Source organism: Curtobacterium pomorum, from assembly GCF_044497295.1.
In the GTDB taxonomy this organism is placed as follows: Bacteria; Actinomycetota; Actinomycetes; order Actinomycetales; family Microbacteriaceae; genus Curtobacterium.
Window position 1 is genome coordinate 1,790,140 of sequence record NZ_CP172409.1, and the last position, 17,000, is coordinate 1,807,139.

The window sequence follows — 17,000 nt, forward strand, 5'->3', positions numbered from 1 at the left end:
GACCGCTGGCCGCGGCGCTCAGGAAGCTCGTGTCAGGCCTGGGCCTTGACGATGTAGTCGACCGCGTTGCCCACGGTCTTGAGGTTCTTGACCTCTTCGTCCGGGATCTTCACGTCGAACTTCTCCTCGGCGTTGACCACGATGGTCATCATCGAGATGGAGTCGATGTCGAGGTCGTCCGTGAAGGACTTGTCGGCGGCGACGGTGTCGGTGGCGATACCGGTCTCGTCGTTGATCAGCTCGGCCAGGCCGGCGAGGACTTCTTCGTTGGACAGGGCCATGAGTTTCTCCTTGAGGGGGTGTCGTTTGACCGTGGACCAGCCTAGGGCACGCAGCGTGCTCGCGCCCGGAGGCTGGTCGGGGTGGTCGCGCGGATGCGCGGCCGGGTGGGTTCAGGGGAGCACGACGACCTGCGCGCCGAACACGAGTCCGGCTCCGAAGCCGATCTGCAGCGCGAGCCCGCCGGACAGCTCGGGGTGTTCCTCGAGCAGGCGGTGCGTGGCGAGCGGGATGCTCGCGGCCGAGGTGTTACCGGTGGTGGTGATGTCGCGGGCGATCGTGACGGACTCGGGCAGGCCGAGCTGCTTCGCGAACTCGTCGATGATGCGGATGTTCGCCTGGTGCGGCACGAACGCGGCGAGGTCCTCGGGCCGGACGCCGGCGGTCTCGAGGGCTTCGCGGGCGACCTTGACCATCTCCCACACGGCCCAGCGGAAGACCGTCTGGCCCGCCTGGCGCATGGTCGGGCGGGGTGCGCCGGCCTCCCACTCGTTGTAGGTCGCGGTCATGCCGATGGCGTCCCACTTGGAGCCGTCGGAACCCCAGATGGTGGGGGCGATGCCGGGGAAGTCGCTCGGGCCGACGACGGCCGCGCCGGCGCCGTCACCGAGCAGGAACGAGATCGAACGGTCGGTCGGGTCGACCACGTCGCTGAGCTTCTCGGCCCCGACGACCAGGACGTGGTCGGCGAGTCCGGACTTGATGAACGAGTCGGCCTGGGCGATGCCGTAGGCGTACCCGGCGCAGGCGGCGCTGATGTCGTACGCGGCCGCGGGGGTGGCGCCGATCCGCTCGGCCAGCAGCGACGCCATCGACGGCGTCGCGACGGTGTGCGTCACGGTGCTGACCAGGACGACGCCGATCTGCGACGGCTCGACGCCGGCCTTCTCGATCGCCTCGCGCGCGGCGGTCTCGGCGAGGTCGACGGCCTCGACGTCCTTGCCGGCGCGCTTGCGGGTGATGATCCCGGTGCGCTGGCGGATCCACTCGTCGGACGAGTCGATCGGGCCGACGAGGTCGTCGTTCGGCACGACGTTCTCACCGCGGGCGGCGCCGAACGCCAGGATGCGGGTGAACTCGTGGCCGCGGCGCTGGGAGAGTGCGGGGCGTTCGGTCATGCGGATGCGTCTGCTTCCTGGCCCGCGCGCTGCAGCAGGTCGATCGCTGCGGGCAGGTCCTCGGGGGTCTTGATGGCGACGGACGGCGTGCCGCGCAGGCCGCGCTTCGCCAGGCCGACGAGGGCACCGGCCGGTGCGAGCTCGATGATGCCGGTCACGCCGGCGGCGGCGAAGGACTCCATCACCGCGTCCCAGTGCACGGGGTTCGCGATCTGCTGGACCATGAGGTCGACGAACCGGCGACCGTCATCGACCCGGGAGCCGTCGGCGTTCGTCCAGATCGGCAGGGTCGGGTCCTGCACCGTGGTGGCGGCGGCGACCGGGGCGACCCGCTCGACGGCGGGGGCCATGTACCGGGTGTGGAACGCGCCGGCGACCGCGAGCGGGATCACGCGGGCCTTTGCGGGCGGGTCGGCGACGAGCGCGGCGATGGCGTCGGCGGCGCCGGCGACGACGGTCTGGCCGCCACCGTTGTGGTTCGCGGGGACGAGTCCGTGCTGCTGCAGTGCGGCCGCGACGGCGTCGGCGTCGCCACCGAGGACGGCGGCCATCGACGTCGGCTCGAGCGCAGCGGCGTCCGCCATGGCCCGGCCGCGCTCGGCGACCAGCGAGACGGCGTCGGTCGGTTCGAGGATCCCGGCGACCGCGGCGGCGGTGAACTCGCCGACCGAGTGTCCGGCGACCCCGCCGACCAGCGCACGGCGGCCGTCGGCGAGCAGGGCGTCGGCGGTGACGAGACCGGCGGCGACGATGAGCGGCTGTGCGAGCGCGGTGTCCTTGATGGTGTCGGCGTCCGACGTGGTGCCGTGCGCGGCGAGGTCCACCCCGATCGACTCGGACCACTGCCCGACACGTTCACGAACGGCGGCGTCCTCGAGCCAGGGGGCGAGGAAGCCGGGGGTCTGGGAGCCCTGTCCGGGCGCGACGACGACGATCACCGGACAATCCTGTCGCTCATGCACCGCGGGGCCCGTGTGGGCTTCCCACACGAAACCCCGCGTGACATTGTCGGTTCCCTACCGGCGCGGGGTGATCCGGCGTCGACCCGTGGCCGATTCCGACATGGCGCCGAGGATCAGGGCGGACTGCACGATCAGGGCGTCCCGCGCGTGCGTGGCGTCCCACCCGATGATGTCCGCGACGCGGCGCAGGCGGTAGCGGACGGTGTTCGGGTGCACGAAGAGCTCGCGCGCCGTGGCCTCGAGCGACCGCCCGGTGTCCAGGTAGCACCACAGGGTCTGCAGGAGTTCGGTGGACTGGTCCTTCAACGGTACGTAGATGCGCTGCACCAGGGCGGACCGGGCGAGCGGATCGCCGGCCAGGGCGCGCTCGGGGAGCAGGTCGTCGGCCAGCGCCGGACGCGGCACGCCCCGCCAGGCGCGTGCGACGGCGAACCCGGCGAGGGCCGCCTTCGCGCTGGTGGAGGCGTCGACGACCCCGGGGACCTCGTTGCCGAGGACCAGGTGGCCCTCGCCGAACAGCGGTTCGAGCGCCTGCGCGATGGCGGTGAACGACACCGGGTCCTCGCCCTCGGGCACGTCGTCCCGCGGGGTGGAGCGGCCGATCACCACGACGAGCCGCGAGCCCTGCACCCCGACGAGCACGTCGGCGTCCATGTGACGGGCGGTGCGGCGGACCTGGTCGACCTCGAGCTGCTTCGGCGCCGTGCCGACGAGCACTGCCACTTCGCCGTGTCCGTGCCAGCCGAGGGCCGCGATCCGGGACGGGAGCTCGTCGTCGTACTCGCCCGACAGGATCGAGTCCACCACGAGCGCCTCGAGTCGGGCGTCCCACAGCCCGCGGGCCTCGGCGGCGCGGGCGTAGACGTCCGCCGCCGCGAAGGCGATGTCGCGCGAGTACTTGAGGATCGCCTCCTGCAGCATCTCGTCGTCGGCGGCGCGTTCCTCGACCACGGTGACGACCACGCGGATGAGCTGCAGGGTCTGCTGCAGGCTCACCGAGCGCAGGAGTTCACGCGGAGCCGACCCGAACACGTCTGCCGCGGCGATCCACGGCGTCGACGCGGTGCCCTCGAGCCAGCTGATGAACGAGGTGATGCCCGCCTGGGCGACGAGCCCGACGGCGGAGCGGCGCCCCGGTGGCATCTCGCTGTACCAGGGGAGGGTGTCCTCGAGCCGCTTGATGGTGGCGGTGGAGAGTTCCCCGGACACCTGACGGAGCCAGGAGAGCGCCCGCTCGCGCGCGCTCTCCTGGCTCTGGGCCTTGGTCAGGCCATCGGTTTCCGGTCGGACTGGCGTCACCGGCTGATCAGCTCTCGCCGCCCGCGCTGCCCGTGGTGCCGGCGGTCACGTCGTGCAGGCGGTACTTGTCGATCGCCTGCTGGACGAGTGCGCCGTCGACCTTGCCCTGGCGGGCGAGCTGCTGCAGCGTCCGCACGACGACCGAGGGGCCGTCGATGTGGAAGAAGCGGCGCGCGGCCGGACGGGTGTCCGAGAAGCCGAAGCCGTCGGCGCCGAGCGTGGCGTAGTCGGTCGGCACGAACGGACGGATCTGCTCCTGCACCTGGTGCATGAAGTCGCTGACCGCGACGACCGGCCCCTCGGTGGCGAGCAGGCGCTCGGTGACGTAGGGCGTGCGCGGCGACTCGTTCGGGTTGAGGAACGCGTGCTGCTCCGCGTCGAGACCGTCGCGGTACAGCTCGCCCCAGCTCGTGACGCTCCAGACGTCGGCGGAGACGCCCCAGTCCTCGGCGAGGAGCTGCTGCGCCTCGAGGATCCACGGCACCGCCACACCGGACGCGAGCAGCTGGGCCTTCGGGCCGTCGTGCTCGCTCGGCTTGAGCAGGTACATGCCCTTGACGATCCCGTCGACGTCGACGCCCTCGGGCTCCGCCGGCTGGACGATCGGCTCGTTGTAGACCGTCAGGTAATACATGACGTTCGGGTCGCTGTGCTTGGGCGAGCCGTCCTCGTTCGTGCCGTACATCCGGTCGAGGCCGGCCTGCACGATGTGCCCGATCTCGTACCCGTACGCGGGGTCGTAGGACACCACGGCCGGGTTCGTCGTCGCGAGGAGCAGCGAGTGGCCGTCGGCGTGCTGCAGGCCCTCACCCGTCAGGGTCGTGCGACCGGCGGTGGCGCCGATCATGAAGCCACGGGCCATCTGGTCGCCCGCCGCCCAGATCGCGTCGCCGGTGCGCTGGAACCCGAACATCGAGTAGAAGACGTAGACCGGGATGAGCGGCTCGCCCTGCGTCGAGTACGAGGTGCCGACCGCGGTGAACGCCGCCAGGGCGCCCGCCTCGTTGATGCCGACGTGGATGATCTGGCCCTGCGGGCTCTCCTTGTAGGCCAGCAGGAGCTCCCGGTCGACCGACGTGTAGTGCTGGCCGTTCGGGTTGTAGATCTTCGCCGACGGGAAGTACGCGTCCATGCCGAACGTGCGCGCCTCGTCCGGGATGATCGGGACGACGCGGTCGCCGAAGTCCGGGGAGCGGAGCAGGTCCTTCAGCAGTCGGGCGAACGCCATGGTGGTGGCGATCTCCTGCTTGCCGGAGCCCTTCTTCACGACCTGGTACTTCGAGTCCTCGGGCAGGGTGATCGAGGTGTACTTCGTGCGACGCTCCGGCACGTAGCCGCCGAGCGCCTGACGACGCTCGTGCATGTACTGGATCGCCTCGTCGTCGTTGCCCGGGTGGTAGTACGGCGGCGTGTAGGGGTTCTCCTCGAGCTGCGCGTCGGTGACCGGGATGCGCATCTCGTCGCGGAACTGCTTGAGGTTGTCGAGCGTGAGCTTCTTCATCTGGTGGGTCGCGTTGCGCCCCTCGAAGCTCGGGCCGAGGCCGTAGCCCTTGACCGTCTTCGCCAGGATGACCGTCGGCTGGCCCTTGTGCTCGGTCGCGGCCTTGAACGCGGCGTAGACCTTGCGGTAGTCGTGGCCACCACGCTTGAGGTTCCAGACCTGGTCGTCGCTGTAGCCCTCGATGAGCTCGAGCGCCTTCGGGTCGCGCCCGAAGAAGTTCTCGCGGACGTACGCGCCGTTCTCGGCCTTGTACGTCTGGTAGTCGCCGTCCGGCGTCTGGTTCATCAGGTTGAGCAGTGCGCCCTCGGTGTCGCGGGCGAGCAGGTCGTCCCACTCACGCCCCCAGACGACCTTGATGACGTTCCAGCCAGCACCGCGGAAGAACGCCTCGAGCTCCTGGATGATCTTGCCGTTGCCGCGCACCGGACCGTCGAGCCGCTGCAGGTTGCAGTTGATCACGAAGTTCAGGTTGTCGAGGCCGTCGTTCGCGGCGACCTGGAGCTGTCCGCGCGACTCGACCTCGTCCATCTCGCCGTCGCCGAGGAAGGCCCAGACCTGCTGGTCGGAGGCGTCCTTGATGCCGCGGTTGGTCAGGTACTTGGCCTGCTGCGCCTGGTAGATCGCGTTGATCGGGCCGATGCCCATCGACACGGTCGGGAACTGCCAGAAGTGCGGCATGAGGCGCGGGTGCGGGTACGACGACAGACCGCCGCCGGCATGGGACTTCTCCTGACGGAAGCCGTCGAGCTGGTCCTCACCGAGACGCCCCTCCATGTAGGCGCGGGCGTACATGCCGGGGGAGGCGTGGCCCTGGAAGAAGACCTGGTCGCCGCCGGACGCGTGGTCCTGCGCACGGAAGAAGTGGTTGTAGCCCACCTCGTACAGCGCGGCACTCGACGCGTACGTCGAGATGTGGCCGCCGACGCTGATGCCCGGACGCTGCGCGCGGTGCACCGTGATGGCCGCGTTCCAGCGGATCCACCGGCGGTACCGGCGCTCCAGCTCCTCGTCGCCGGGGAACTCCGGTTCGTTCTCCGGCGCGATGGTGTTCACGTAGTCCGTCGTCGGGACCATCGGCACACCGAGGTGCAGTTCCTTGGACCGCTTGAGCAGGCTCAGCATGATCTCGCGACCGCGCTGGTGTCCGTGGGTCTGGACCAATCCGTCGAGGGACTCACGCCATTCGGCGGTCTCCTGCGGGTCCTGGTCGTTCGCCCCGGTGCTGTACGGGTCCTGGTCGTTCACCGTCACCCTTGACCTCGTTCGTTCTCGTGGTGGTGGACATGGTGGCTCCGGTGGTCGGGTCGCGACCGGATGGGGCCCCGTCCACTCTAGGCCCCAGCACCGACTCGGATGCTGATGGTGCCGTGCAGGTGGACGGGTGCTTGCTTTCGCGTGTCGTCGGCGTAGCATGGCCGATCGTGCACACGCGACCCGCGTGCGCACGGACCCGACGGGCACACCCCACACCCGAGGAAGAAGCACACGTACCGATGGCTCTCGAGATCGGCTCTCTCGCGCCGGACTTCGAGCTCCCGAACCAGTTCGGTGAGCACGTCCGACTCAGCGACTTCCGCGGCAACCGCCCGGTCGCACTCGTCTTCTTCCCGCTGGCGTTCTCGTCGAACTGCACGAACGAGCTCTGCGCCCTGCAGGACAACGTCGCGATGTTCCAGGACCAGCGCGTCGAGCTGATCGGCATCTCGGTCGACTCCAAGGCGACGCTCCGCTCCTTCGCCGAGCTCAACGGCTACGACTTCGAGCTCCTCGCCGACTTCTGGCCGCACGGCGCGGTCTCGAAGGAGTACGGCGTCTTCCTCGAGCACAAGGGCTTCGCCACCCGCGCGACCTTCGTGATCGACGTGCAGGGCCGCATCAAGGCCTCGATCATCACCGAGCCCGGCCTGCAGCGCGACGTCGCGGAGTACAAGGCAGCCCTCGACCGGCTCGCCGCCTGCACCGCACCCGTCCCGGTCGGCTAGCGTTCCGAACCCCTCCTGCGACGCATCCGCGTCGACGACGGACAGGAGGCCCGGTGCACGCCATCGAGACGGACGCACGTGACCGTGTGGTCACCACCGAGGCCTACGCCCCGTACCCGGTGTCGCCCACGCCCGCCACGTGGCACCTCCGGCGCACCGAGGTCCCGACGCCCACCGGGCCCGTCGTGGTGCACCACCGGCCCGGCCCCGACCCGCTCCTGCTGCTGCACGGCGTCGCGGGATCCTGGTCGACCTGGACCCCGTTGCTGACCGCTGCCGACGGCGTCGGCGACCGGGGACTCGTGCTCGTCGACCTGCCGGGGTGGGGATCGTCCCCGGCACCGGCACACCCGTTCGACCTCGACGACGTCGCCGGGTCGCTGACCACGGTGCTGGAAGCGCTCGGGATCGCGACGGTGGACGTCCTCGGGCACTCGATGGGCGCCTTCGTCGGGATGCACCTGGCGGTCGTGGCGCCCCTGCGCGTGCGGTCGGTGGCCCTGGTGTCCGGCACGACCGTCGCGACGGCGGCCGCCGCACGGCACCCCGTCCGGGCGCTCCGGACGCTACCGGCGTTCACGCTCCTGCGTGCGGGGCTGTCGATCACCGGCGAGGCCGCGCGGCCGGTGCTCCGGGCACTGTCGCGTGTCGGGCTGCTGCCGCTGCTCGCTGCGCCGGTGTTCACGCACGTGCGGCGCCTCGACCGCAGCGTGCTCGACGCCTTCGTCCAGGAGCTCCGGCCGACCCGGTTCACGGACGCGGCACGGACCGCGGCGGGCTACGACCTCGGTCGCTGGCGGGGGATCGCCTGCCCGGTCACCGCGATCGCCGGGCGCGACGACGTGTTCGCGCGCGTCTCGGACCTCGAGGCCGTGCGGGAGCTCGTGCCGCAGCTCCGCACGGTGCTGCTCGACGACTGCGGGCACTTCGCCCACGTCGAGCACCCGGATGCCGTGGCGCGCGAGCTCGGGCTCACCTGACCCCTGCGGACGATCAGGCGGGGACGGGGAACGTCGCCGCGACGCGGGAACGCACCTCGGCGCGGACGGCTCGGCGCATCACGGGGGAGAACAGCGAGTGGTCGCCGTCCTCGACCCGCACGATCGACACCGAGCCGCGCCGGCCGACCCCGCCGTAGCGGCGCAAGGCCTTCTGGCCGCCGAGCCGGTCGAACAGGGCGGCGTCGTCCGGAGCGGCGATCACGACGACGTCGGTGCCGTGCTCCACGAGCGGTCGGACGTGCTCGACGACGCCGCCGACGCGGTCCCGCCGGGCGATCCACTCGCGCAGGGCCTTCGGCACGACGGCGTTGTACCGCTGGCGGACCCACAGGCGACCGGGCGAGGGGGCGTCGATCGCCCGCACGGCGTCCTCGTAGCTGCCGGGGGCGGCCGGCTGCCGGCGGTAGTCGTTCGGGCTGATCTCGACGACCAGGCGGGGTGCCTCGTCGACGGACCGACCGGCGAGCCAGGCGCCGGCGCACATGCCGACGAGCACCAGGCGGTCCGACGGGGTGCCGAGGTCGGCGACGACGGCGGACTGGTCCTCGACCCACTCCTGGGCGAAGAGGAAGCTGCGTTCGTCGTCGCGCACGGTGGAGCTCTCACCGGTGGCCCGGCGGTCGACCCGGACGACGCGGGCACCGTCACGGGCGAGCGCCCGGGCGAGGTCGACCTGGTAGTCGGTGGCACCGACCCGGTGCTCGGCGGCACCGTTGTGCAGGACCACCAGGGGAGCGTCGTGGTGCTGTGCGGACGAGACGGTCTCGACGGCGAACAGTTCGTCCGGACCGAGGCGGACGATGCGCTCGGACACCCGGCCGTCGACGTCCAGGACCTCGTCGAGCACGGTCGGCACGACCGGTCCCGACGCCGCGGGGGCCCAGGCGTCGAGCCAGGCGACGGCGGCGTCCACGGCGGCTCCGGGGATCCGCGCGTGGATGCTCGTGCCGTCGAGCAGCTCGGCACTGCCGGGCACCTCGACGGTCTCGACGGGCCCGAGGGTCTTCGGGGCACGGGTCTCCGGTCGCACGAGCGCCACGGTCGGACCGGTGCGCGGCGCGAACGCCAGGGCGGAGAGCGCTGCCGCTTCGTCCGGTTCGACCTCGATGCCGATCAGGCTCTCGACGCCGTCCACGAACCGCTCGGTGCCGATGGTGATGGTCGCCAGCGCGCGCTGGCGGCGGAGCCAGCCGCGGCCCGAGGCCGGTGCGTCCCAGACGAGCAGGGCGTCGGCCTCCTCGGCGGCGGTCGCGGCGACGAGGGCGGCCGAGGCGAGCCCGACGAACGCGACGTGCCGGACCCCGGACGTGCGGAGCACGGCGGCGGCGTGACGCGCGGACCGGACTTGCGCGTCGGGGTCGGTGTCGGGTGCGCCGTCACCACGTCCGGACGGGTCGTAGCGCACCGAGGCGATGCCACGGGCCTCCAGGCGGTCTGCGAGCAGGCGGAGCGTGCGGTACGCGATGACGCCCTCCTGCCCCAGCGGCGGGCAGATGACGACCCCGGCCCGCGCAGCGGGCGGCAGCTGCACGGCGGCGCGGACGGCCGGCGAACCGGACCACCCGTGCAGCGTCGTCACAGCGCGAGCGCCGCGCGGACCGGCGCCGGCCAGGCGTCGACGTCCGTGCCGTGTGCGGCGAACAGGGCGATGGTGATGCGCTCCAGTCCGAAGGCGATGCAGGCGCTGTGGGCGACCTCGCCGTCGGCGGTGCGGAGACCGAACGAGGTGCCGAAGTGGTCCTCGTGCAGGTTCGCCGAGCTGATCGCCGTGGTCGGGTGGTCGTCGCCGTAGACGGGCGTGACGAACTCGAACTTCAGCGCCTGCTCGACCTGGTTGCGGGCGAGCATCTGCCCGACGCGACCGAAGAAGGGGTCGTTGGCGGGGACCACGTCGATCTCGAGCCCGAACGACTCGAGCAGCTCGCGCATCACCGGGATCCGGCCGTCGCGGTGCTGCTGGGCCGACGCCGGCGTGCCGATGTGCACGAACTCGTGCATGTGGAAGGCCTGCAGGCGCATCGGGTCGAGCGACGGCTCGCGGCGGAACGAGTCGCCGACGATGTCGAAGAACCGGCCCTCCTGCGGGATCGTGTCGCCGACCAGGCCGTACACCGGGTGGCAGACCGCCGGCGTGAGCATGAGGTCGGCGGGCTCGAGGAAGCCCTCCCACCGCTCACCGCGCTCGCGGGCGGCGAGCAGTGCCCGGTGCGTGCGGTCGTCGCCGGTGAAGCCGGAGATCGACGCGGCGAGGTCCGGGAACGACGCGATGTAGTCGGTGCGCTCGAACGCGGCGAGCGGCTCGACCGGCGGGAACCGCAGCACCTCGGCGTCGAGGTCCTGCTGGCTGTTGACGGCCGCGGCGTCGACGGCCGTGTACACGCGCTCGAACACGCCGGTCCGGCCGTACAGCCCGGGCGAGCCGAGGTCGATGAGCACGCGGTCGGCGAGCAGGCGGGCACGGAGGGCGGCCCGCGCGGCGTCGAGGTCCGGCGCGGTGGTGCTGGTCGCGGTGGTCGTGCTGGTGGTGGGGTCCGTGAGGGTCACAGGATCACTCCCGTCATGAGGGCCAGGTCGGCGTCGTTCTTGAGGAGACGGTCGTTGCTCACCATGACGGCGGCACCGTGGGCGTCTCGGAGGTGTCGGGCGATGCTCATCGGGCCGGAGGCCGCGTAGCCCGCGATCCCGACGATGCGGAGCGCCTTGGTGACGATGTCGGTGACGCGTTCGGACGCACCGATCTTGAGGGCGTTCGCGGCGAGGGCGTAGGCGCTCGAGGCGAGCACCTCGGGGTCGTCGGCCGCGGCGTCGAACCGCTCCGCGGCGTGCCGGACCGAGTCGGCGAGGGCCTGCAGGTCGACCAGGAGCTCGGCGAGCCGGAGCGCTCCGGGCGGGGTCGTCCCGATCGCGGCACGCGCCTGTTTGCGGACCGCGGTCCGGGCGCGCTCGCTCGCCGAGGCGGCGATGCCGAGCCAGACCGAGGCCCAGAGCACGTGCGAGACCGGCAGGACCGTCTGCGCCGAGATCGCCGCGTAGTCGTCGCGGAACACCCGGTCGACGGTGGTCTCGGTGTCGAGGATCCAGCCGTTGCTGCAGGTCCCGCGCAGGCCCATCGTGTCCCAGGTCGAGGTCTGCGAGAGCACCATCGAGTCGGTCCGGCAGATGAGCAGGCGCTGGTCGGAGGCCGGGGCGTCCGGGTCGCGGCGGGCGGTGACGAACACCGCGTCGGCCTCGGTCGCGTACGAGATCACCGGCGCGTCCTTGCGCAGGCGGATGCGGCCGTCGTCGGTGGCCTCGATCGAGCAGGTCGAACGGCGGGCGTCGCCGCCGACCCCGCGCTCCGTGGTGGCCGAGGCGACGAGCGCGCCGTCCCGGACCGCGGCGATCGTGTCGAGCACGCCGGCACCGTCGCCGCCGTGCCGCCAGAGCGCCATGACCTGGCCCTGGTGCATCGCGAAGACCATGCCGGTGGCGGCGCAGGCCCGGCCGAGCTCGGTGGCGATCGCCGAGAGTTCGGACACGGATGCGCCCTCGCCACCGTGCTCCGTGGGGACCGCGGCGGCGAGCAGACCGTACTCGCGCATGGCCGCGATGGCCTCGCGCGGCGGGCGGGCGTCGCGGTCGACCTCGTCCGCGAACTGGGCGGCGACCGCAGCCACGGCGGCGGCGCGCTCGGCGAAGCGGTCGACGACCGGTGTCGTCGGCAGGGTCAGGGTCACGAGGCGAGCTCCGCAGCGGCGACGATCGACTCGACGGTGGCGAAGGTGGAGCGGTTCAGGACCGAGTCGGGGAACTCGACGTCGAGCTCGGACTCGACCGCGAGCATGACGTTCACGGTGGCGTGCGACGACAGCCCGAGTGCGTACAGGTCGGCGATCGAGGCGACGTCCTGTGCGTCCACGGTCAGGCGCCCGTGGTCGGCGAGTGCGCGGCGCACGGCCTGTTCGATCGTGGGGTCGAGCAGCGTCGCGGTCGTGCTCGAGTGCTGGTGTTCCTGGTCCATGCTGGCAACCATAAGGAGAACCGGGCCTCGGGAAACCGCCGTGCGGGTGCGGGAAACCGCACGCGATCCGCACCGCCTGTGCCGCGGCACAGGCGGACGTCAGCGGTCGGAGAGCGCCACCGCCGTCGCGACGGCCAGACCCCGCTCGTGGGCGAGGGACACCGCGATCGCGCCGCACCCGATCGCATCGGCCAGGGCGGCGGCGGTCCCGGTCAGCTCCACCGTCGGCGCGCCGTGGTCGTCGAGGACGATCGCCACCTCGCGCAGCGGGATCGCCTGGTCCGGTGCGGGGCGGAGGAGCTTCACCACGGCCTCCTTACCCGCGAACCGGGCGGCCAGGCGCTCCGGGTCGTCGCCCGCGTCGGTGCGCTCCCGGACGGTGAAGAGCCGGTCCAGGTACCGCTCGCCGTGCGCCGAGATGCCCGCCACCACGTCCTCGACCGCGGCGAGGTCGGTCCCGGTCCGGATCGTGCTCATGGCTGCAGGCTACGCAGGTCGCGGCGGAACCGCATGCCCGCAACGGCATGGGCGTCGGGGGCGGTTCGTATGATCGGTGCGAGAGACCACCGAGGGGGAACCGATGGCATCACCGTGGACCGGCATCATCGAGGACGCGCGACACTACCCGTCGCCGCACAACTCGCAACCGATCGTCGTGCGCGTCGAGGACGACCGCACCGCGACCGTCTTCTACGACCTGCGGCGGGGGTTGCCGGCGGAGTCGTTCGGCATCCCGTTCGGGCACGTCTGCGCCGGGGTGTTCCTGGCCGGGCTCGAGGTCGTGGCCCGAGCGCACGGCTTCGCCGTGCAGGAGCGGCTCGACCACGCCGAGATGGACTTCGGCCGGCTCGACGCCGGCGACTCCGGGGCGGCGGACGACCACCTGCACCGGTTGGGCACGGTGCGCCTGCGTCCGCGGGCGGTCACCGCGGACGACCGGGAGGCCCTGGCCGTCTTCCTGGCACGGCGCACCTCGCGCAGGCCCTACGACGCGACCCTGGTGGACGACGCCGCCGTGGACGCCGCGTCCGCCATCGCGTCGGCCGCCGGGCAGCGGTTCCGCACCACGTCCGACCGGGCGACCGTCGACGAGATCGTCCGGGTCAACCAGGAGACCCTGTTCGACGACCTGCAGCACGACGCCGTGCACGACGAGATCCTGCACTGGCTGCGGTTCTCGAAGCGGCAGGCGGTGACCACCGGCGACGGGCTGTCGGCGGAGACGATGCTCATGCCCGGACCGGTCCTGCGGTTCGCGATGGAGCACCGTGGGCTGTGGGAAGCACCCGGTGTCGGTGGGGTGTTCAAGCGCGTGTACCTGTCGACGATGCGCGGCGTCCGGCAGCTCGGGTGGCTCGAGGGGCCCTTCCGCACGCCGGCCGACTACGTCGAGGCCGGCCGGGTGTTCATGCGGATCTGGCTCGAGTTCAGCGCGCGGGGGATCGCCCTGCACCCGTTCGGCACCGTGATCACGAACCCGCGGTCGCACGCCGCCTTCGTCGAACGCGCCGGCGTCGACGAGTCCGACGGCCGGATGGCCTGGATGCTGTTCCGCTTCGGACACAGCGATCCACCGCCCCTGGCGCACCGCAGACCCGCGGCCGCCATGACGCTCGGGGGTGCACGGTGAAGCGCGCGGCGGTCTTCACGGTCGTGTGGGTCGTCGAGACGTTCGTGGCGCTGTTCATGCCCCGCGTCGGCACCCACAAGCTCCTGCTCACGCCGGGCATCGAGCCGCTCCGCTGGACCCTCGGACGCTGGCGCGCCTGGCGGACCGTGGAGCGGGCTGCGAAGCGGGTACCCGCCTACGGGGCGTTCCTGGCGGAGGCGGGACGGGCCTCCCGGCTCGACACGCGTGGCGGGATCGCCGCGGCGATCTCGGGCCTGCCCGAGATGGACAAGGACTCCTACGTCAGACGGTGGAGCATCCCCGAGCGCTGCGTCGACGGACGGCTGCCACGGCGCGGCGTGGTCGTCGACGAGTCGAGCGGGTCGAGCGGCACGCCGACCAGCTGGGTCCGCGGTCCCGACGAACGGCAGGCCACCCGGCAACTGCTGCAACTCGGGTTCTCGCGCACCGCGAAGGACCTGCCGAAGCAGCCGTTCGTGCTCAACGCCTTCTCGCTCGGGGCGTGGGCCACGGGCATGAACGTGACGGCGTCGCTCACCGAGTCGTCGATGATCAAGTCGATCGGGCCGGACCGCGACAAGATCGTGCAGACGATGCGCGAGTTCGGTACCGACTTCACCTACATCATCTGCAGCTACCCGCCCTTCCTGAAGGCGCTGTTCGAGGACGACCGGCTCGACTGGAGCGAGTACACGATCGTCGCGGCGTTCGGTGGCGAGGGCATCAGCGAGAACATGCGCGCCCACATCGAGCAGTACGCGCAGGCCGTCCTCGGTTCCTACGGGGCGAGCGACCTCGAGATCAACCTCGGCATCGAGACGCCGTTCAGCGTGCAGCTGCGCCGGGCGATCGCTGCGTCATCCGAGCTGTCCGCCGCGTTGACGAAGCAGGCCGAGTACGGCGTGCTGCCGATGGTGTTCCAGTTCAACCCGTTCGGGTACCTGATCGAGACGAACGACCTCGGCGAACTCGTCGTCACCATCACCCGGTCCGAGAACATCAGTCCACGGATCCGGTACAACATCCACGACCGCGGGCACGTCGTGCGGATGCGTTCGCTGCGCCGGACGCTGCGCGCACACGGCTTCGACGAGCTCGCCGACGCCGCCGAGCTCGACCTGCCCCTGCTGTTCCACTACGGCCGCTCCGACCTGTCCGTCGACTACAACGGTGCGGTCGTCGCGCCCGACGTCGTGCGCGACGTGGTCTACGACGACCCCGAGCTGCTCGAGGCCGTCGAGAACCACCGGCTGATCAGCTACGAGGACGACCGGGGCGACCGACAGCTGCACATCGCGTTCCAGCTCGCGTCCGGGGCGGCGGGGTTCGACTCGGACAGTGCTCGCTCCGCGGTCATCACCGAGCTGCGGCGGTTGAACAAGGACTTCTCGAACGCGATCCGGACGGCGCCGCCCGGCACCCTGCCGACGGTGGCGTTCTACCAGTACCGGACGGGGCCGTTCCGCGAGGACGGCAAGAAGCTCAAGAACGAGTACGTCTGGCAGCTGCCGGCCGGTGCGGTGGACCAGTGGGAGCTCGACCTGGCCTGGGTCGCGCCGAAGGAGGCGTGAGCGGGCAGCCACGCGGGCGGTTCGGTTCGGTTCGGTGCGAGGTTCCGTCTTCGGTGCGACTCCCGGCGGGGCGCACCGGATACGGAACCTCGCACCGTTCGCGCTAGCCGTACTGCGGTGGCCAGTCGAAGGGGGCGGGCAGGTGCGGGACCTCGCCGATCGTCGTCACGATGAGGACGACCTCGCGCCGGTTCGTCAGCTCGATCGAACGCGGGTTGCCGATCCGGCGGTGGCCGTCCACCCACACGGTGAGCTCGCCACGCAGGCCGCCGACGTGCTCCGGACCGAGCGAGACACCCCACTCGTCGAAGAACTGGCCGAGCGTGAAGGTCTGCTCGGTGGGGGACTCGACGTGCACGATGCCCGAGGTGTCGTGCGTGTGGATCTCGGCGGCGAACTTCCCCCGGTCCGAGTGCCCGATGTTCGCGGGGACCGTCACCGGGTCGTCGCCGTCCAGGATCGTCAGGTGGGTGTGGACGTGCTCGGCGAGCCGCTCACCCCACACGTTCCGCAAGCCCGCCACGTCGGCACGGGCGGACAGGTCGGTCGGCCGCGGCCAGGGTGGAGCGTCGCGCGACGTCCCCGCCCCCGGCGCGGCACAGCCCGACAGCAGCAGGAGTGCGGCCACCGCGACCGCGACGACGCGGGTCCTCACCAGCGGTCGTGGACCGTGGCGCGGAACCACGTGTCGTACAGGTCGTGCACCGTGGCGTCGAGGCCCTCGATCGGCGGCAGGTCACCGGCGGCCGCGTTCGAGCGCGCCTGCTCCGGGTTCCGTGCTCCGGGGATCGCGGCGGTCACGCCGTCCTGCGCGATGACCCACGCCAGCGCCGCCTGCGGCACGGAGACGGCGTCGGGCAGGGACGCCGCGAAGGTCTGCGCCGCGCGCACGCCGTCGTCGTAGTCCACACCGCTGAACGTCTCGCCCTGGTCGAAGGCCTCGCCGTGCCGGTTGTAGTTGCGGTGGTCGCCCTCGGCGAACGACGTCTCCGTCGTGTACTTGCCGGACAGCAACCCCGAGGCCAACGGGACGCGCGCGAGGATGCCGACCCCTGCCTCCAGGGCCGCCGGCAGCACGCGGTCCAGCGGCTTGAGCCGGAACGCGTTGAGGATGATTTGGACGCTCGCGAGGCCGGGCCGGGCGATCGCGGCCAACGCCTGATCGGCCGTCTCGACACTGACGCCGTAGGCGGCGACCGAGCCGTCCGCGACCAGCGCGTCGAGGGCGTCGTACACGGCGTCGTCGCCGATGACCTCCGACGGCGGGCAGTGCAGCTGCACCAGGTCGAGCGTGTCCTGCCGCAGGTTCGTGCGCGAGCGGTCTACCCACTCGCGGAAGTTCGTCGCCACGTAGTTCGACGGGACCTGCTCGGCGCGGCGGCCCATCTTCGTCGTGACCGTCAGCGGCACATCGGGGTTGGACGCACGCCACGCACCGATGAGCTGCTCGCTGCGACCGTCGCCGTACACGTCGGCGGTGTCGAAGAGCGTGACACCGGACTCGACCGAGGCGTCCATCACGGCGTTCGCGTCCGCTTCGCTCACCGGACCCCAGTCACCGCCGAACTGCCACGTACCGAGACCGATGGGGGAGACTTCGCGGCCGGTTCGGCCGAGGGTGCGACTCTGCATGGCGCCGATCGTAGTCAGCGGGTTC

At 71.6% G+C, this 17,000-nt stretch carries 16 protein-coding genes; 4 read left to right on the forward strand and 12 right to left on the reverse strand.

Features of this window, described 5'->3' with window-relative positions:
• Nucleotides 1-32: 32 nt before the first annotated feature.
• The 5 genes from ACGH48_RS08585 to aceE all read right to left on the reverse strand — a co-directional run bounded on the left by ACGH48_RS08585 (nt 33) and on the right by aceE (nt 6,410).
• A complete protein-coding gene (locus ACGH48_RS08585; protein WP_017886710.1) occupies nt 33-281 on the reverse strand; it encodes an acyl carrier protein in 249 nt (82 codons plus the stop codon).
• 111 nt (nt 282-392) lie between these two features.
• Nucleotides 393-1,397: a beta-ketoacyl-ACP synthase III gene (locus tag ACGH48_RS08590; RefSeq protein WP_396291013.1), complete on the reverse strand. Its 1,005-nt coding sequence runs from the start codon at nt 1,395-1,397 to the stop codon at nt 393-395.
• Complete coding sequence (locus ACGH48_RS08595; RefSeq protein WP_396291014.1) at nt 1,394-2,335, reverse strand: ACP S-malonyltransferase; 942 nt, start codon at nt 2,333-2,335, stop codon at nt 1,394-1,396. Before ACGH48_RS08595 ends, ACGH48_RS08590 begins: the two co-directional genes overlap by 4 nt.
• Nucleotides 2,336-2,413: 78 nt before the next feature.
• Entirely contained in the window at nt 2,414-3,658 is a 1,245-nt protein-coding gene (locus ACGH48_RS08600; protein ID WP_396291015.1) for a PucR family transcriptional regulator, read from the reverse strand.
• 7 nt (nt 3,659-3,665) lie between these two features.
• Entirely contained in the window at nt 3,666-6,410 is a 2,745-nt protein-coding gene (gene aceE, locus ACGH48_RS08605) for a pyruvate dehydrogenase (acetyl-transferring), homodimeric type (protein ID WP_222660852.1), read from the reverse strand.
• Between the two features lie 242 nt (nt 6,411-6,652).
• Between aceE and ACGH48_RS08610 the strand changes: the two genes are divergently transcribed.
• Both ACGH48_RS08610 and ACGH48_RS08615 read left to right on the forward strand, forming a co-directional pair.
• Nucleotides 6,653-7,141: a peroxiredoxin gene (locus ACGH48_RS08610; RefSeq protein WP_111085695.1), complete on the forward strand. Its 489-nt coding sequence runs from the start codon at nt 6,653-6,655 to the stop codon at nt 7,139-7,141.
• A gap of 53 nt (nt 7,142-7,194) precedes the next feature.
• Nucleotides 7,195-8,121 (forward strand): alpha/beta hydrolase, encoded by a 927-nt coding sequence (locus tag ACGH48_RS08615; protein ID WP_340195750.1) that lies wholly within the window; start codon nt 7,195-7,197, stop codon nt 8,119-8,121.
• A gap of 13 nt (nt 8,122-8,134) precedes the next feature.
• Here ACGH48_RS08615 and ACGH48_RS08620 read toward each other — a convergent pair whose 3' ends face one another.
• The 5 genes from ACGH48_RS08620 to ACGH48_RS08640 all read right to left on the reverse strand — a co-directional run bounded on the left by ACGH48_RS08620 (nt 8,135) and on the right by ACGH48_RS08640 (nt 12,619).
• Nucleotides 8,135-9,721 carry a hypothetical protein gene (locus ACGH48_RS08620; RefSeq protein ID WP_340195751.1) on the reverse strand — a complete coding sequence of 529 codons (1,587 nt, stop codon included), beginning with the start codon at nt 9,719-9,721 and terminating at the stop codon, nt 8,135-8,137.
• On the reverse strand, nt 9,718-10,686 hold the full coding sequence (locus ACGH48_RS08625; RefSeq protein ID WP_340195752.1) for an amino acid--[acyl-carrier-protein] ligase: 969 nt from the start codon (nt 10,684-10,686) through the stop codon (nt 9,718-9,720). Before ACGH48_RS08625 ends, ACGH48_RS08620 begins: the two co-directional genes overlap by 4 nt.
• Complete coding sequence (locus ACGH48_RS08630) at nt 10,683-11,858, reverse strand: acyl-CoA dehydrogenase family protein (RefSeq protein WP_221180546.1); 1,176 nt, start codon at nt 11,856-11,858, stop codon at nt 10,683-10,685. The genes ACGH48_RS08625 and ACGH48_RS08630 overlap by 4 nt, the downstream gene beginning before the upstream one ends.
• Entirely contained in the window at nt 11,855-12,142 is a 288-nt protein-coding gene (locus ACGH48_RS08635; RefSeq protein ID WP_123312863.1) for an acyl carrier protein, read from the reverse strand. Before ACGH48_RS08635 ends, ACGH48_RS08630 begins: the two co-directional genes overlap by 4 nt.
• Before the next feature lie 99 nt (nt 12,143-12,241).
• Nucleotides 12,242-12,619, reverse strand: a complete 378-nt coding sequence (locus ACGH48_RS08640; RefSeq protein WP_123312862.1) for a holo-ACP synthase — start codon at nt 12,617-12,619, stop codon at nt 12,242-12,244.
• 103 nt (nt 12,620-12,722) lie between these two features.
• Here ACGH48_RS08640 and ACGH48_RS08645 point away from each other — a divergent pair, with 103 nt between their 5' ends.
• Nucleotides 12,723-13,772 (forward strand): hypothetical protein, encoded by a 1,050-nt coding sequence (locus ACGH48_RS08645; protein WP_396291016.1) that lies wholly within the window; start codon nt 12,723-12,725, stop codon nt 13,770-13,772.
• The gene (locus ACGH48_RS08650) at nt 13,769-15,343 is read left to right on the forward strand and encodes a CoF synthetase (RefSeq protein ID WP_396291017.1); all 1,575 of its coding nucleotides are present in this window, start codon (nt 13,769-13,771) and stop codon (nt 15,341-15,343) included. Before ACGH48_RS08645 ends, ACGH48_RS08650 begins: the two co-directional genes overlap by 4 nt.
• A 103-nt stretch (nt 15,344-15,446) precedes the next feature.
• Here the strand turns inward: ACGH48_RS08650 and ACGH48_RS08655 are convergent, their stop codons facing one another.
• Together ACGH48_RS08655 and ACGH48_RS08660 are read right to left on the reverse strand one after the other, a co-directional pair.
• A complete protein-coding gene (locus tag ACGH48_RS08655; protein ID WP_396291018.1) occupies nt 15,447-15,998 on the reverse strand; it encodes a hypothetical protein in 552 nt (183 codons plus the stop codon).
• Nucleotides 15,995-16,975: an aldo/keto reductase gene (locus ACGH48_RS08660; protein WP_396291019.1), complete on the reverse strand. Its 981-nt coding sequence runs from the start codon at nt 16,973-16,975 to the stop codon at nt 15,995-15,997. The genes ACGH48_RS08655 and ACGH48_RS08660 overlap by 4 nt, the downstream gene beginning before the upstream one ends.
• Nucleotides 16,976-17,000: the final 25 nt, after the last annotated feature.